At 61.2% G+C, this 16,130-nt stretch carries 15 protein-coding genes; 12 read left to right on the top strand and 3 right to left on the bottom strand.

What is annotated here, in order from left to right:
- Nucleotides 1–172 precede the first annotated feature (172 nt).
- The 4 genes from VPH40_RS18775 (at nt 173) to proX (ending at nt 4,431) form a co-directional block, all read left to right on the top strand.
- Nucleotides 173–457 carry a polyhydroxyalkanoic acid system family protein gene (locus VPH40_RS18775; protein WP_077400202.1) on the top strand — a complete coding sequence of 95 codons (285 nt, stop codon included), beginning with the start codon at nt 173–175 and terminating at the stop codon, nt 455–457.
- 573 nt (nt 458–1,030) lie between these two features.
- Nucleotides 1,031–2,263 (top strand): glycine betaine/L-proline ABC transporter ATP-binding protein ProV, encoded by a 1,233-nt coding sequence (gene proV / locus VPH40_RS18770; RefSeq protein WP_099668215.1) that lies wholly within the window; start codon nt 1,031–1,033, stop codon nt 2,261–2,263.
- The gene (proW, locus tag VPH40_RS18765; RefSeq protein WP_328574185.1) at nt 2,260–3,363 is read left to right on the top strand and encodes a glycine betaine/L-proline ABC transporter permease ProW; all 1,104 of its coding nucleotides are present in this window, start codon (nt 2,260–2,262) and stop codon (nt 3,361–3,363) included. The genes proV and proW overlap by 4 nt, the downstream gene beginning before the upstream one ends.
- 9 nt (nt 3,364–3,372) lie before the next feature.
- Nucleotides 3,373–4,431, top strand: coding sequence for a glycine betaine/L-proline ABC transporter substrate-binding protein ProX (gene proX / locus VPH40_RS18760; protein WP_328574184.1), 1,059 nt, complete (start codon nt 3,373–3,375; stop codon nt 4,429–4,431).
- A 138-nt stretch (nt 4,432–4,569) separates the two neighbouring features.
- Here the strand turns inward: proX and VPH40_RS18755 are convergent, their stop codons facing one another.
- Both VPH40_RS18755 and VPH40_RS18750 read right to left on the bottom strand, forming a co-directional pair.
- On the bottom strand, nt 4,570–4,824 hold the full coding sequence (locus VPH40_RS18755) for an acyl-CoA-binding protein (RefSeq protein WP_034782468.1): 255 nt from the start codon (nt 4,822–4,824) through the stop codon (nt 4,570–4,572).
- Nucleotides 4,825–5,023: 199 nt separating this feature from the next.
- Complete coding sequence (locus VPH40_RS18750) at nt 5,024–5,380, bottom strand: FKBP-type peptidyl-prolyl cis-trans isomerase (protein WP_034782471.1); 357 nt, start codon at nt 5,378–5,380, stop codon at nt 5,024–5,026.
- 197 nt (nt 5,381–5,577) lie between these two features.
- On the opposite strand from VPH40_RS18750, the gene VPH40_RS18745 reads away from it, so the two are divergent.
- The 7 genes from VPH40_RS18745 (at nt 5,578) to VPH40_RS18715 (ending at nt 14,032) form a co-directional block, all read left to right on the top strand.
- A complete protein-coding gene (locus VPH40_RS18745) occupies nt 5,578–6,549 on the top strand; it encodes a YVTN family beta-propeller repeat protein (RefSeq protein ID WP_034760259.1) in 972 nt (323 codons plus the stop codon).
- Nucleotides 6,550–6,559: 10 nt separating this feature from the next.
- Nucleotides 6,560–7,426: a polysaccharide deacetylase family protein gene (locus VPH40_RS18740; RefSeq protein WP_328574183.1), complete on the top strand. Its 867-nt coding sequence runs from the start codon at nt 6,560–6,562 to the stop codon at nt 7,424–7,426.
- The gene (locus tag VPH40_RS18735) at nt 7,423–8,463 is read left to right on the top strand and encodes a sterol desaturase family protein (protein ID WP_099665320.1); all 1,041 of its coding nucleotides are present in this window, start codon (nt 7,423–7,425) and stop codon (nt 8,461–8,463) included. The genes VPH40_RS18740 and VPH40_RS18735 overlap by 4 nt, the downstream gene beginning before the upstream one ends.
- Complete coding sequence (locus VPH40_RS18730) at nt 8,463–9,290, top strand: EI24 domain-containing protein (RefSeq protein ID WP_289899844.1); 828 nt, start codon at nt 8,463–8,465, stop codon at nt 9,288–9,290. Before VPH40_RS18735 ends, VPH40_RS18730 begins: the two co-directional genes overlap by 1 nt.
- A 31-nt stretch (nt 9,291–9,321) precedes the next feature.
- Nucleotides 9,322–10,107, top strand: coding sequence for a competence/damage-inducible protein A (locus VPH40_RS18725; RefSeq protein WP_328574182.1), 786 nt, complete (start codon nt 9,322–9,324; stop codon nt 10,105–10,107).
- A gap of 364 nt (nt 10,108–10,471) precedes the next feature.
- The gene (locus VPH40_RS18720; protein ID WP_328574181.1) at nt 10,472–13,588 is read left to right on the top strand and encodes a transglycosylase domain-containing protein; all 3,117 of its coding nucleotides are present in this window, start codon (nt 10,472–10,474) and stop codon (nt 13,586–13,588) included.
- A gap of 63 nt (nt 13,589–13,651) precedes the next feature.
- Entirely contained in the window at nt 13,652–14,032 is a 381-nt protein-coding gene (locus tag VPH40_RS18715) for a hypothetical protein (protein WP_328574180.1), read from the top strand.
- Here the strand turns inward: VPH40_RS18715 and VPH40_RS18710 are convergent.
- Nucleotides 14,029–14,634 carry a glutathione S-transferase family protein gene (locus tag VPH40_RS18710; RefSeq protein WP_305060908.1) on the bottom strand — a complete coding sequence of 202 codons (606 nt, stop codon included), beginning with the start codon at nt 14,632–14,634 and terminating at the stop codon, nt 14,029–14,031. The two genes, VPH40_RS18715 and VPH40_RS18710, sit on opposite strands and share 4 nt — an antisense overlap.
- Before the next feature lie 131 nt (nt 14,635–14,765).
- Between VPH40_RS18710 and VPH40_RS18705 the strand changes: the two genes are divergently transcribed.
- Nucleotides 14,766–16,118, top strand: coding sequence for a TAXI family TRAP transporter solute-binding subunit (locus VPH40_RS18705; protein WP_328574179.1), 1,353 nt, complete (start codon nt 14,766–14,768; stop codon nt 16,116–16,118).
- Nucleotides 16,119–16,130: the final 12 nt, after the last annotated feature.

Below are 16,130 nucleotides of genomic sequence, written 5' to 3'. Positions count from 1 at the left end.
AATGGAGATAGTCGGCCTGCTTCGGTGGTTGCGGTTTGATGCGGCGCAAGTGCGGCGCAAGAAAGCGCGGTTTTTTCCGTGTGCCGGCGTTCCCCATGGCTGCGGCTGCCGCGTGGCGGCTGGTATGATGCTGGCCGTATGGCACCCGTTTTTATAATAAAAGGATCGTTTGATGGCGGATATAAATATAGTTCAGCAACATAAGCTGACAGCAGCAAAGGCGCGCGAAGCGGCGCAGCAAGTGGCCGACAAGCTGGCCCAGGAATATGACCTGGCCTGCGCCTGGGATGGCGATGTGCTGCGCTTCGAACGCAGCGGCGTCGATGGTTCGCTGACCCTGGAAAAAGAGCAGGCGCAACTGCAAATCAAGCTGGGCTTCATGCTCAGCGCCTTCGCGTCCACGATTGAAGGCAAGATCGCCGAAAAGATGCGCAAGGTGTTTGCCGAGCCAGTTTGACCCGCTTGTCTGGCGCCATGTTTGGTGCTAGAAAACGTGTCGCAGCGATGGGCGAAAAGACGATGAAAACACGTCGCTTTTCGCCTTTTTCACGTCTGACTGTACGCTGGCGAACATTGCTAGCACATTTCTATTTGGAAAGCCATTGGACTTTGGCGGCTTTTTGCGTTATACTTGAGTCATATTTACAACAGCTACACCGCGTTTCACCTTCTGCTTCGCAGTACTCCCCACTCGCTGAGTGGTGAATAATTCATTGGGTTTTACACCCGCATCCAGTTAAAAGTAGCTTGGTCGATTTTTTTTTCGGTCAAATACATTTGGTGCCATGTATTTGCATGGCGCTAGCGTTGTTAAAAGTCCTGAACCACAGCCTCTTTTAGCACGCACACGGCACCCCGGCACCGGCTTTGGCCATCCGCTGGTCACATGCGTGTCACCCCCTGTTTCCTGTCGCTCCCGTGCGCTTGTGCGCCGTGGCGTAGCCGACGCAACAGGGTTTGCTGATTCCCGCCGCAAGCTGGCAGCTTGCTGGGTTTCATTCCATTCGTCAAATCGAGGGAGAACCACATCGTGGCAAAACAAATCATTATCGACCATGTGTTCAAAGTGTTCGGCGACAAGCCAGAAGAAGCACTTGAACTCGTCCATCAGGGCGCCAGCAAGCAGGATATCCTGGCCCAGACCGACTGCACCATCGGCGTTTTCGACGCCACCTTTACCATTGAAGCGGGCGAGATCTTCGTCATCATGGGCCTGTCCGGTTCGGGCAAGTCGACCCTGGTGCGCATGCTGAACCGCCTGATCGAGCCGACCGCCGGCCGCATTTTGATCGACGGCAACGACATCAATACCTTGCCGGACGCCCAGCTGCGCGCCCTGCGCCGCAAGGACATCAGCATGGTGTTCCAGTCGTTCGCGCTGCTGCCGCAAATTACCGTGCTCGACAACACTGCCTTCGGCATGGAACTGGCCGGCATGCCCAAGGCCGAGCGCCATGCGCTGGCCCAGCAAGCGCTGGAACAAGTGGGCCTGGACGGCTACGGCGCCAGCTATCCCGACGAATTGTCGGGCGGCATGCAGCAGCGCGTGGGCCTGGCCCGTGCGCTGGCGTGCGATCCATCGATTCTGTTGATGGATGAAGCGTTTTCCGCGCTCGATCCGATTATCCGTACGGAAATGCAATCGGAACTGCTGCGCTTGCAGCAAATCAAGCGCCGCACCATCGTCTTCATTTCGCATGACCTCGACGAAGCCATGCGCATCGGCGACCGCGTTGCCATCATGAAAGACGGCCACGTGGTGCAAGTGGGCACGCCGGAAGAAATCCTGCGTAAACCTGCCAACGATTACGTGCGCAACTTCGTGCGCGGCGTCGATGCGGCGGCCGTCTTCAAGGCCAGCGATATCGCCCGCAAGAGCCAGATCGTCGTGTCCGAGTCGCCGAGCCGCGGCTCGCGCGCCGCGCTGTCGATGCTGGAAGAGCAGGATCGCGCGTTTGCCTACGTCGTCAATCCGCAGCGCAAGTTTCTCGGCGTCGTCTCGGCCGATTCGCTGCGCAGTGCGCTCGACGGCCATGTGGGTCCGCTGGGCCTGGCGCATGCCTATCTGCCCGACGTGCAGACCATCAATGCAGATGAGCCAGTCGCCGGTCTGTTCGGCCAGGTGGCGCAACTGCCTTACGCCGTCCCTGTGGTGGCCAATGACGGCAGCTTCCGCGGCGCCATCAGCAAGACAACCTTGCTGAAGTTCCTTGACCGCGACACGCCAGCCATAGCCGAACAACAACAGAAAGGACAAGCATGAATCCAAGCACCGTTTCCACAGTAGAACCTGTTGTTGAACAGGCCGCTCAAATCAATCCCTGGGCGCTGACGCCGCCTACCGACGCCAGCACCGCCTGGCTGGACGCCGCCGCGCCTGCCGTGCAGCCGGAACATGCGTCCGGCTTTCACCTGACGCAGATTTTCGACGGCTCGCTGCCGCTGGAAAGCTGGATCAACCAGGGCCTGGGCTGGGTCGTCGCGCATTTCCGTCCCTTCTTCCAGGCCGTGCGCGCGCCGATCGACAGCGTGCTGTCCGGCGTGGAAGGCGTGCTGCTGGCCGCCCCGTCGCTGACGGTGATCGCCATCATCGGCTTGCTGGCTTGGCAATTTACCAGCCGCACCCTGGCCATCGGCACCGTGCTGGCGCTGCTGGTGGTGTCGATGCTGGGCATCTGGCCGGAAGCCATGACGACCCTGTCGCTGGTCTTGACGTCGCTGGCGTTCTGCCTGGCCATCGGCTTGCCGTTGGGCATCTTCCTTGCCAGCAGCGACCGCGCACAGAATATCCTGCGCCCCCTGCTGGATGCCATGCAGACGACGCCCGCGTTTGTCTACCTGGTGCCCGTGGTAATGCTGTTTGGTATCGGTAATGCGCCTGGCGTGATCGTGACGATCATCTTTGCCCTGCCGCCGCTGGTGCGTCTGACCAACCTCGGCATCCGCCAGGTGCGTCCCGACCTGATCGAAGCGGCCCGCGCCTATGGCGCCTCGCCGTGGCAGTTGCTGACCCGCGTGCAATTCCCGCTGGCCATGCCATCGATCATGGCCGGTATCAACCAGTCGCTGATGCTGTCGCTGTCGATGGTCGTGATCGCCTCGATGATCGCCGTCGGCGGCCTGGGCCAGATGGTATTGCGCGGCATCGGCCGTCTGGACATGGGTCTGGCCACCGTGGGCGGCCTGGGCATCGTACTGCTGGCCATCACCCTGGACCGCTTGACGCAAGCGATGGGCCAGCCACGCCGCGGCGTGCGCCACTGGTACCAGACGGGTCCTGCCGGTTTCGTGCTGCGCCTGGTGCGCGGCAATGCGGAGAAAAATAATGTTGAACAGCAAGTAACGCTGGCCAACGCACAATAAAGGATACACATGCATCAAATCGACAATTTCAAAGTGACGCAAAAATCGCAACGCAAGTTCCAGCTGTTTTCCGCCCTGGCGATCGCCGCCATGGCCCTGACCACCAGCCTGGCCATGGCGCAGACGCCGGCCGCCGCTGCAGATGCGCTGCCCGGCAAGGGCGTCAAGGTGCAACCGCTGCAAAGCTCGATCGCGGAAGAAACCTTCCAGACCATGCTGGTCGACAAGGCCCTGGAAAAGCTGGGCTACGAAGTGCAGCCCATCAAGGAAGTGGAATATCCGACGGCGCATATCGCCATTGCCAACGGTGACGCCACCTTCATGGCCGTGCACTGGGACCCGATGCACAAGGATTTCTATAACAATGCGGGCGGCGACGGCAAGCTGTCGCGCACGGGCCAGTATGCGGGGCCTGCCGCGCAAGGTTATCTGATCGACAAGGTGACGGCGGAAAAGTACAACATCACGAATATCGACCAGTTGCGCGATCCCAACCTGGCCAAGCTGTTCGACCATGATGGCGATGGCAAGGCCGACTTGACCGGTTGCAACCCCGGCTGGGGCTGCGAAGCGCTGATCGAGAACCACATGGATGCGTATAAATTGCGCAAGACGGTGACCCACGTGCAGGGCAGCTATGCGGCCCTGATCGCCGACACCCTGGGCCGCTACAAGCGTGGCGAACCGATCCTGTATTACACGTGGACGCCGTACTGGGTCAGCGGCGTGCTGGTGCCGGGCAAGGACGTGGTCTGGCTGAAAGTGCCGTTCTCGGCCAATCCGGACAAGGTGAATACCCGCCTCGACGATGGCAGCGACTACGGCTTTGCCGTCAACACGGCGCGCATCGTGTCGAACAAGGCCTGGGCGGAGAAGAATCCGGCCGCGGCCAAGCTGTTCGAAGTGATGCAATTGCCGGTGGCGGACATCAATGCGCAGAACGAGCGCATGCGCCGCGGCGAAAACACGCAAGCCGATATCGCCCGTCATACGGCTGGCTGGATCAAGTTCCATCAGCAGACGTTTGACGGCTGGATCGCGCAAGCGCTGGCGGCGGCGAAAAAGTAAGTTTGCGGCTGAGACAGGCGTAAAAAAAGTGGCTACCGATTTGGTAGCCACTTTTGCTTTTTCAGCCTGTTTTTGTGGTTTTTGGTGAGTTTTCAGCCGTTTTCGGCCTATTTCTCTGCAAAACAGGCGTTTTCAGGTTTAATCCTTCAAGTCTTCGATGAGGTCGATGTATTGCTGTTGCGCCTCTTCCTTCGAGGTGCCGGCCAGGGCCGCCCAGGCGTCGAACTTGGCGCGGTTGACGAAGTCGGTCATGCCAGGACGCTCGCCCGTGGCGTCGCCGCTCGACGCTTGCTTGAACAAGGCGTAGATTTTCAACAAGGTCATATTGTCCGGACGCTCGGACAGGGTCTTGGAATCGAGCTGCGCTTGTTCGAATTGCTCTTGTAAACTCATGATGGCTCCTGTGTGCTGATGGAATCGCTGGAAAAGTGCGGCAGGCCCGGCGGAGTGGCCACCGTGCGTGCTGCAGTGCCTGACATCATAGTGAAAAAAGCGCGCCGTGCATTAGAGGACACACTCAAAACAAAAACGCCGCCGCTGCGTGAACAGGGGCGGCGTCGGTACAGTCGCTTGAGCGCTGCGGAGTCGGTGCTTATACGCCCAGCAGTTCGACGTCGAAAATCAGGGTGGCGTTCGGTGGAATCACGCCGCCGGCGCCGCGTGCGCCATAGCCCAGTGCTGCCGGGATGATCAGCTGGCGCTTGCCGCCCACTTTCATGCCTTGCACGCCTTCGTCCCAGCCTTGAATGACGCGGCCGGCGCCCAGCGGGAATTCGAATGGATCGTTGCGGTCCTTGCTCGAGTCAAATTTCGCGCCGGCGCTGCCGTCGTCGTTTTGCAGCCAGCCCGTGTAATGCACGACAACATTGTTGCCGGCTTGCGCTTCAGCGCCTTCGCCAACGGTGGTGTCGATGTATTGCAGGCCGGAAGCGGTAGTGGTGGTGGTCATGATTATCCTTGTGTAGGCGATGAAAGCTTCAGATTGTAGAGCAATGAGTTGCAAAGCGCCATTCCAGGCCTGGGACGGGGAAAAAACGGAAATTACGGCGATGTGTGGCTGCCGGCAGCATTTAAGGGGGGATTTCACACAATAAATACAGTGTTCCACGTAAAATGCATGTTTTGTATTTAACAGTGATTTTTGCCATGTTCCGCAGTCTACGCCGCCTTGTTTTTTCCTCGCTGTGCCTGGTTTCCGCAATATCGACGGCGCAAGCCGAAGTGGTGGTGGTGCTCAATTCCCGTGATGCTACGGTGCAACTGCTGGACCAGAAAACCTATGCTCCCCTGTCCACCTTTGCCGTCGGCAAGGAACCGCACCATCTGATGGAAACGCCGGACGGCAAGTCGCTGATCGTCGCCAGTTCCGTTGGCAACGAGCTGATTTTCCTCGACCCCGTGTCGGGCCAGATCCAGCGCCGCATCAGCAACATCCTCGACCCGTACCAGATCGGCTTTTCGCCGGACCAGAAATGGTTCATCTCGAACTCCTTGCGCCTGGACCGCATCGACCTGTACCGCTACGACGGCAAGAACCTGACCCTGGCCAAGCGCATCCCGCTGCCAAAACTGCCCAGCCACATGGCGTTCACGGCCGACAGCACCATGGCTTTCATTACGCAGCAGGGCAGCAACCAGGTCAGCGCCATCGACCTGGCCACGCAAACGGTGAAATGGACCATGCCTGTCGGCCCGGCGCCGGCCGGCATCACGATGACGCCCGATGGCAAGCATTTGCTGGTGGGCATCATGGGCAGCGATTACGTGGAAGTGATCGACTGGCGCACGCAAAAGACCGTCAAGCGCATCAAGGCGGGCGCCGGCACGCACAATTTCCGCGCGCTGGGCGACAACCGCATGACGTTTGTCTCGAACCGCGTGTCGAACACCATTAACATCATCGACCAGCAAACCCTGGAAAACGTGGGCACCATCAATGTGCCGGGCGGCCCCGATTGCATGGAAATCACGCCGGACGGCAAGACCATGTGGGTAACGTTGCGCTGGATCAAGAAAGTGGCCGTGATCGACCTTACCACGCGCAAGGTGATCAAGACCATCCCGGTGGGCCGCTCGCCCCATGGCGTGTACTTCGCCACCCACTCGCCGCGCATGTGATGAGCCGGTGATGATGAAACGCTTCATTTTCGCGGGCCACGCGCCCGCCATGCTGCTGTGCGCCAACGCCATGCTGTCGCCCGCGCATGCCGCCACACCTGCTGCCGTACCTGCCGCCGTATCTGCTGCCCCAGCCGCATCTCTAGCTGCATCTTTAGCGCCAGCCGCCTGCAAGGGCACCATCTACATGACGTTTGACACGGGCAGCCAGTCGCAAGCGCAGCTGATCGCCGACGTGCTGAATAAACGCCATGTGAAGGCAACCTTCTTCCTGGCCAATGAAAAGACCACGCGCGGCGACTATTCGCTCGATGCCTCGTGGGCGCCGTACTGGAAAGCCCGCGTGGCCGAAGGCCATGCGTTTGGCACGCATACGTTTGACCACGTGTACTGGAAGAAGGATCTGGCCAACGGCTTGATCCAGGTCAAGCCCCAGTTCGGCAAGGATGGCGGCAAGCTGGCGTCATTCACGGATCAGCAGTTCTGCGAAGAATTGCGCCGCGTCGATACGCGCTTCCAGGAGCTGACCGGGCGCAAGCTCGACCCGTTCTGGCGCGCGCCGGGCGGCTACACGTCGCCGCGCACCCTGGCGGCCGGCAGCGCCTGCGGCTACCAGCACGCGGGCTGGGCGCCGGCGGGGTATTCCGGCGATGAGCTGCCCAGCGATAAGTATCCGAACGCCACGCTGCTGAAGAAAGCCCTGGCGAACTTGCGCAGCGGCGATATTTTCATTGCGCACATGGGCATCTGGTCGCGCAAGGATGCATGGGCACCGGCCAACCTGGACGCCTTGATTTCCGGCCTGCAAGACAAAGGTTTCTGCTTTGCCACCCTGCGCGAGCACCCTGCCTATGCGCAGAAGAAGGGCCAGCCATGATCGCCGCCGACATCGTCAGCTTCGTTACGCCCGTCATCGATGCTGTGGTCGACGCCTTTGGCGCGGCGCAAGGATGGCTGTTCCAGACGGTGGTGAACCCGCTCGTATATCACCTGGGCTTTGGCGAATTCACGGAAGAAGCGTTCGAGGGCACGGAGTGGCTGCTGATCGGCCTGTGCGAACTGGTGCTGCTGTTTCTCGTGCTGCGTCCGCTCGAAGCCTTGATTCCCGCGCAAAAGATGACGGACCCGCGCGCCCGCTGGAACGATTTTATCTATACGGTGCTGCACCGCATCGGCCTGTTTTCCGTCGTGGTGTTCTTCACGCTCGATCCGCTGATGGATGCATTGGCGGGCGCCTTGCGCTTCGACAATATTCATCCATTGAACCTGGAATCGCTGTTGCCCGGCATCAGCCCCTTGCTCAGTTTTATCATTTATTTTGTGATACTGGACTTCGTCGACTATTGCTACCACCGGGCCTCGCACCATTTCGGCTGGTGGTGGGGCTTGCACAGCCTGCATCACAGCCAGCAAAACATGAACTTGTGGAGCGATGACCGCAACCACTTGCTCGATGACTTCCTGCGCGACGTGGTGATGGCGCTGGTGGCGCTCGGCATCGGCGTGCCGCCGGGCCAGTACGTGCTGCTGGTGTCGATTTCGCGCATTTTGCAAAGCTTGCAGCACGCAAATGTGAGGATACACTTCGGCCGCATCGGCGAGCGGCTCTTGATCTCACCCCGTTTCCACCGCACGCATCACGCGATCGGCGTGGGGCACGAGTCGAAAGGCAAGGGCAGCATGGGTGGTTGCAACTTCGGCGTGGTCTTGCCGATTTGGGATATGCTGCTGGGCACCGCGAATTTCTCGGCGGGCTATGCGCGCACGGGCGTGCGCGACCAGCTGGCCCGCATCGACAGCAACGGTGTCGGCCGGCCGGGGCGCAACTATGGCCGCGGTTTCTGGCAACAGCAATGGCTGGGCCTGCGTCGCATGGTGGAATTTGCAAGAATTAAACGAAAAGGACGCCGTTGATGCGTAATGTGTTGAATTCGTATGGCCGTGCTTTCCTGTCGCAATTGCATGGCAGGATACTGCTGCTGAGCGTGGCGCCGTTCATCCTGTCGCTGGTGCTGTGGGGCGGCTTGCTGTACGTGGGCTTGCAGCCGCTGATCGACAGCCTGCATGCGCTGTTCACGCAGTACGATTTCTTCCGCACCAGCGGCCAGGTGCTGACCACCTTCGGCCTGGGCGTGCTGAAAGCCGTGATCGTGCCGCTGATCGCCATGTTTATGCTGCTGCCGCTGATGATCTTGACGGCGCTGATCTTCATGGGGCTGTTCGCCATGCCGGCCATCGGCCGCCATATCGGCGGGCGGCACTTTCCGCAACTGGAAAAGAAGCATGGCGGCAGCCTGCTGGGCAGCGTCGGCACTTCGCTGGCCACATTCCTGCTGTTCATCGTCGTCTGGGTGCTCATGTTGCCCCTGTACGCGTTTCCGCCGGCCGCCCTGGCGGGGCAAGCCGTGCTGTGGGGCTGGCTGACCTACCGCGTGATGGCGTATGACGCCATGGCCGATTACGCCAGCGTGGACGAGCGCCACGCCATCATGCGCACGCAGCGCTGGCCCCTGCTGGCCATCGGCATGGTGTCCGGCGCGGCCGGCGCCGTGCCGGGCTTGCTGTGGATGGGCGGCGCGATGTCGGTGGTGTTCTTCCCCTTCCTGGCGGCGTTCGCCATCTGGCTGTATGTGCTGATATTCATCTTTACGGGGCTGTGGTTCCAGTATTACTGCCTGGAAGCACTGTCGCGGTTGCGGGGCGTACGCGGCATGACCGACGTGGCGCCGGCGGACGCTTGAGTATTTTTATCGAATTCTACGAGGAAGCTTCATGGCTATCGGATTGATCATCATCGGCGACGAAATCCTGTCGGGCAAGCGCACGGACCAGCATTTCCCGAAAGTGGTGCAAATGCTCAAGGCGCGGGGATTGCAGCTGAGCTGGGCGGAATACGTGGGCGACGAGCCTGCCCGCCTGGTCGCCTTGCTCAAGCGCAGCTTTGCCAGCGGCGACATCGTCTTCAGCTTTGGCGGCATCGGCGCCACGCCGGATGACCATACGCGCCAGGCGGCCGCCGATGCGCTGGGCTTGCCGCTGGTGCTGCATCCGCAGGGCAAGATCAATATCCAGCAGCGCATCACGGAAATGGGCGTAGAGGCGGGCGTGCCGGCTGATTTGCACTCGCCGGAAAACCTGCACCGCCTGAAAATGGCGGAATTTGTCGAAGGCGCCGAGCTGATTCCGAACCCGTACAACAAGATTGCCGGCTTTGCCGTGCGCGAGCATTACTTCGTGCCCGGCTTTCCCATCATGTCCTGGCCCATGATCGAATGGGTGCTGGACACGCATTATGCGCACCTGTTTAACCAGGTGCCGCATGCGGAACATGCCTTGCTCGTGTACGAAACGGCCGAATCCCTGCTGACGCCGCTGATGGTGCGGCTGGAAGCGGAGTTTCCGTTGATCAAGGTTTTCAGCTTGCCCAGCGTGGGCGACGCGCAGACGCGCCGGCATATCGAACTGGGCGTCAAGGGCGAGCCGGCGCAAGCGGCGGCCGCCTTCGCGCAGATGTGCGCCGCACTCGATACCTTGCAGGCGGAATACACCACCATCTGACATGCAGCCAGCCCGGCGCCGGCGGCTTTTTTGCCGGCGTCCAGCCCGCCGTGCATCTATGTACGCAAGCGTACATTCCAAGACGTTGTTTTTTTGCGAAAATCTTCAATGAAGCAAGATTTTTGTGTGCGCTCGTCAGTCGTTTTCATGCCGATGTGGTGGAATGGTGAACAGGGGCCTTGCGTGTCAAACGCGGGGTCGCCTGCCTGTGCAGTAGCGTGTTTTTTCGATTTACCGGTATGGACATCATGTTAAGCAAGCTTTGTTGTGACCGGCCCTGGCTGGCTCTCGTCTTACCCTGCGCGGAGCGGTATCGCTGCCGCATTTCCCGCGCCGTCCAAACCCAACCTTACCCCAGCATCCCATGAAAGACACAGGCGTCAATCTGGCCGCGCAAGAGCGGCCCCCCTCTGATCCAGCTGCCGAGGCGCCGCCGCCGGCGAGCCCGCCGAAGAAGCGCCGTTCGCGCATCTGGCCCATCTTTGCCATCCTCCTGCTGGCGCTGATCGCCGGCGTGGCCTGGTTCGTCATGCGCGAAGTGCGTACGTCGGCCCTGCAGGCGGAATTTTTCACGCGCCTGGACCGCCAGCTGTCGTTCAAGGTCGAGCCCGGCCCCGCACCGGCGGGCGCCATCCGCTATCCGCAGCACGGCCCCTATGACGAGCGCCTCGGCTATGCCAGCTTGCCGGATTTTATTAGCAAGTTGAATGCGCGCGACTATGAAGTGACGGCGCAGGCGCGCATGTCGCCGAAAATGGTGCAACTGGTCGACCGGGGCATCTTTGCCACCTATCACGAGAAAAACCGCGCGGGATTGAGCATCCTCGATTGCCGCGCCGCGCCCCTGTTCGCGGCCAGCTATCCCGAGCGCATGTTCGACGGCTTCGCCGAAGCGCCGCCCGCGCTCGTGCAAAGCCTGCTGTTCATCGAAAACCGCGAATTGCTCGATCCGGGCACGCCCGAGCGCAATCCGGCCGTGGAATGGGACCGCCTGAGCAAGGCGATTCTGGATAAGGCGCTGAACCTGTTCGGCGGCCACCGCGGCGGCGGCGGCAGCACGCTGGCCACGCAAATTGAAAAATACCGCCATTCGGAAGACGGCCGCACCAGTTCCATGCAGGACAAGCTGCTGCAGATGCTGTCGGCCAGCCTGCGCTCGTACCAGGATGGCGAAAACACCATGGAAGCGCGGCGCAAGATCGTCGTCAATTACCTCAATACCGTGCCGCTGTCGGCAAAGAGCGGCTTTGGCGAGGTCAACGGGATCGGCGACGGCATGTGGGTCTGGTATGGCCGTCCGTTTGCCGAAGTGAAAACTTTGCTTAAAGGCAATATGGACCAGCCGGGCAGTGCGCTCGCCTACAAGCAGGCGCTGAGCTTGCTGATCGCGCAGCGCCGTCCCTCGCATTACCTGGTGGCAGGCGGCGCCGACCTGGAAGAATTGACCAACAGCCATTTGCGCCTGCTGGCGCAAGCGGGCGTGATCTCGCCGCAGCTGCGCAATGCGGCCATCGCCGAGAAGCTGCGCCCATCGACGGCCTCTGGCGTGCAATCGGAAGCGTCGACCTCGTTCGTCACGCGCAAGGCGTCGAATGCCGTGCGCAACCACCTGGCCAGCATGCTGGGCGACCCGCGTTTGTACAACCTCGACCGTCTCGACCTGAAAGTGGTCAGCACGCTCGATGCGCAGGCGCAAAACGCCGTCACCAAGGTCTTGCGCGAGCTGCGCGACCCGGAAGTGGCGAAAGCAGCCGGCTTGACGGGCAAGGGCATGCTGGGCAATGGCGACCCCGCCAACGTGGTCTACAGTTTTACTTTGCTGCAAAAGGGCGAGCAAGCCAACTTGCTGCGCGTGCAGACGGATAACTACGACCAGCCGCTGGACATCAACGAAGGCGCCAAGCTGGACCTCGGTTCCACGGCCAAGCTGCGCACCCTGGTGACGTACATGGACATCATCGACCAGTTGCACCAGCGTTACAGCGGCATGGGCGCCGCCGAGCTGGGCAAGATTGCCGTCGATCCGAAGGATATGCTGTCGCAGTGGGCAATTGCCTATCTGAAACCTTTGCCGCTGGGCGAGGCGCGCAATTTACCCGCCATGCTGGCGGCCGCCATGGAACGCAAATACTCGGGCAACCCGGGCGAAGGCTTCTTCACGGGCGGCGGCTTGCACCATTTCGGCAACTTCTCCAAGCTCGACGACAGCCGCATCATGACGGTGCAGCAGGCGCTGCGCCAGTCGACCAACCTGGTGTTCGTGCGCCTGATGCGCGACGTGGCCCGCTACTACATGTTTTCGCGTCCCGATTCCTCGGCCTCGCTGCTGGCGGACGCGGACGATCCGCGCCGGGCCCAGTACCTGAGCCGTTTTGCCGACAAGGAGGGGCGCGAATTCCTGCACCGCTTCTACCAGAAGTACCGCGGCAAGAGCGTCGACGAGCAGGAAAAGATCCTGTTGGCCAGTATCCGCCCGACCCCCGTACGCCTGGCGAATATCTTCCGCACCATCAATCCGAAGGGCACCGTCGCCGAATTCGGCGATTTCCTCAACGCCAATCTACCGTCGCAAAACGAAGTACCGCCCGAGCGCGTGGCCAAGATGTACCAGCAGTATGCGATGGAAAACTGGTCGCTGGCCGACCGGGGATATCTTGCCAATGTGCATCCGCTGGAACTGTGGATGGTGGCGTATTTGCGCCAGCACGAAGGTTCCACCCTGTCGCAGATGGTGGCGGCCAGCGAAAAGGAACGCCAGGAAGTGTATAAATGGCTGTTCAATACGCACCGCAAGCACGCGCAGGACCGCCGCATCGCCAACTTGCTGGAAGTGGAAGGATTCCTGGAAATCCACCGCCAGTGGAAGAAGATGGGTTACCCGTTCGACTCGCTCGTGCCCTCGTATGCGACCACCCTGGGCGCGTCGGCCGACCGTCCCGCTGCATTGGCCGAGTTGATGGGCATCATCATTAACGATGGCGTGCGCAAACCCAGCGTGCGCATCGATTCCATGCATTTCGCCGCCAATACGCCGTACGACACCATGGTCAAGCGGGGCACGAAGGTGGAAGCGGAGCAAGTGCTGTCGCCGGACGTGGCGAAAGCTGTCGCCAAGGCCATCCGCGAAGTGGTGTCGGACGGCACGGCGAAACGGGCGAAGACGGCATTCGTCGGCGCCGACGGCGTGCCGATCCCGATGGGCGGCAAGACGGGCACGGGCGACCAGCGCTTCGACGTGTATGGCGCCGGCGGCCGCCTGATCGAGTCGCGCTACGTGAACCGTTCGGCCACGTTCGTCTTCAATATCGGCGAGCGCTTCTATGGCAGCATGACGGCGTATGTGCGCGGGCCGGAATCGAAGAACTACGATTTCACCAGCGCCTTGCCCGTGCAATTGCTGGTGTCCCTGGCGCCGAGCCTGATGCCGCTGATCGAGCCGCCTGCGCCAGCCGAAGGCGTGGCGAAGCAGTGCACGAATTAAATCGTTGCTGCATTAAAAAGCCGGCCTGTATGGGCCGGTTTTTTTATGGAGGAGAAAGAATCGATGGAAAGAACACAGCAGATCTTTGCGCAATATCACCGTTTTGACGATGGCGCGCTCGTATCATTCGAGCAAGCATATGGACCCCGGGGCGTGCAGCGCGTGCGCATCGTGTTGTACGCGAGGAATCATGAACTGGAGGGCAACATCTGGCGCAAAGTCGCCATCACGGTGGGAGAGGTGCGGGAATTGATGATGAAGACGCCGGGCAACTTCATCAACCGCATCTGCTGTGGGGTGAAGCTGCTGCGCTTTGGCGACGTGTGGTGCGTGGATGTCGACGGCACGTATGCGCACGACGAGCCGGCAACCCTGGAGGAAGTGCGCCGCGATGGCGATTGCTACGTCATCGGCGGCACGGTCGAGGCAATCGAACTGGACTAACCGGCAAACACGGCCGTTTTACCTTCCAGGCGCGCGTGATACGCGGCGATGGCCGGATACTCGGGGCGCTGCATGGGCGCCATCAGCCAGCGCTTGACGGACAGGCCCAGCACGATATCGGCCAAGGTAAATTGCTCGCCGCACACATACGCGCCCGTGCGCTGCAACTGCTGTTCCAGCACGCCCATCATCTTGTTCCATCCGGCAATACCGGCCGCCAGCTGGGCCGCATCCTGGTGTGCCGGGCTGTGGCGCACCAGCGACATGAAGGCGTAGCGCCAGCTGTTGTTGAGGTCGCCCATTTGCCAGTCCATCCATTTTTCCACTTCCGCGCGGGCGCGGGGATTACTTGGCAGCAAGTCGTCGCGGCCCGCCTGAGCGCACAGGTAGCGGCAAATCGTGTTCGATTCCCACAGCACCAGGTCGCCATCGAGCAGCACGGGCACCATGGCGTTCGGGTTCAGGGCCAGGAAGGCCGGGTCGTCCGTGGCGCGAAAGCCGCTGCCCCAGTCTTCGCGTTCGTACGGCAGGTCGAGTTCCTCGCACGTCCACAAGACTTTGCGGACATTGATCGAGGCGGCTTTTCCAAGAATTTTCAGCATGCAGGGCTCCCGAGGGCAGGTGGTCGATCCAGCACTGTAGCCGAATTGGCCACGCCGCGCATGTGAAAGTGCCTTGCATAGTTGCGCTTTTCTTGGCATCGTAGCCACCCATGAAACCTATGCGCCACCACATGTCCAAAATCCTCGCGTTCAGCCGCTTTTCCGTGCGCGATTTCCTCGCCACCGCCGGCCCCACCTTGCTGCTGGTCGGCGCGTTTTGCGCGCTCGCTTACTGGCTGGTCGACCCGGCGCCGCCGCGCAAGGTAACCCTGTCGACAGGGCAGGACAATAGCGCCTACGAAGAGTTCGGCAAGAAGTACGCGGCCACCCTGGCCAGGCACGGCATCAAGGTGACCTTGCAGCCGTCGCTGGGTTCGCAGGAAAACCTGCAGCGCTTGAACGCGGGCAAGACCGATATCGCCTTCGTGCAAAGTGGCTCGACGGAACACGACGATGCCGAGCGCCACGGCCTCATTTCCCTGGGCAGCCTGTTTACGGAACCCGTCTGGCTGTTCATGCGCGAAGACAAGGCCGTGACGGAGCTGACGCAATTGAAGGGCATGAAGATCAACCTGGGGCCGGAAGGCACGGGCGTGCCCGGCCTGTTCCGGCAGTTGCTGTCTGTGAATGGCGTGGAAGCCAAGGAGTTGACGGTGAGCGACTTGCAGAACACGCCTGCCACGGTGGAGTTGCTGGAAGGGCGCATCGACGGTCTCGTGTTCAGCTCGGCGCCGGAAGCGCCGCTGATCCAGATGCTGCTGCAAACACCGGGCATCAAGCTGTTTGATTTTTCGCAAGCGGAGGCGTACACGCGGCGTCTTCCGTTCCTGACCCACGTCGTCTTGCCACGTGGCATCGTCGACCTGGGGCAAAACATTCCCGCGCAGGATTATCACCTGATCGCGCCGACGGCCACCCTGGTTGCGCGCGAAGACTTGCATCCGGCCCTGATCGACCTGTTCGTGCAGGCGGCGGCCGGCATCCATGGCGGCACGGGCTGGTTCCAGCAGCAGGGGCAGTTCCCGTCCGCGCGCTACACGGAAATTCCCGTGGCGCCGGAGGCGTTGAAATTCTACAAGGATGGCGCGCCCGTGCTGCAGCGCTACATGAGTTTCTGGCTGGCCAATTTCTTCGACCGCATGTGGGTGCTGGTGGTGGCGCTGGGCGCCCTGATCCTGCCCCTGTCGCGCGTCGTGCCGCCCCTGTACGTGTGGCGCATCCGTTCGCGCGTGTACCGCTGGTATGGCCAGCTGCGCACGGTCGAGCAGGCGCTGGAAGACGTGCCGGAAGGGCTGCGCGCGCACGTGTATGCGGAACAATTGAAACGGCTCGACCAGATCGAGGAAATGGTCAACCAGATCTCGATACCCCTGTCGTTCGCCGATGGCTTGTATGGCTTGCGCAGTCACATCAATTTCGTGCGCAAGCGCATCCTGACACTGATGGGCGAGCATCCGGCCGCGGAGGCAGGCGAGCCGGCCTGAGCGCTTAACCCG

It is taken from the genome of Janthinobacterium sp. P210005 (genome assembly GCF_036231865.1).
GTDB classification, from domain to species: domain Bacteria; phylum Pseudomonadota; class Gammaproteobacteria; order Burkholderiales; family Burkholderiaceae_D; genus Janthinobacterium; species Janthinobacterium kumbetense.
The sequence above is the reverse complement of the archived record's forward strand: the minus strand, read 5'-3'. Positions and strand labels throughout refer to the sequence as shown.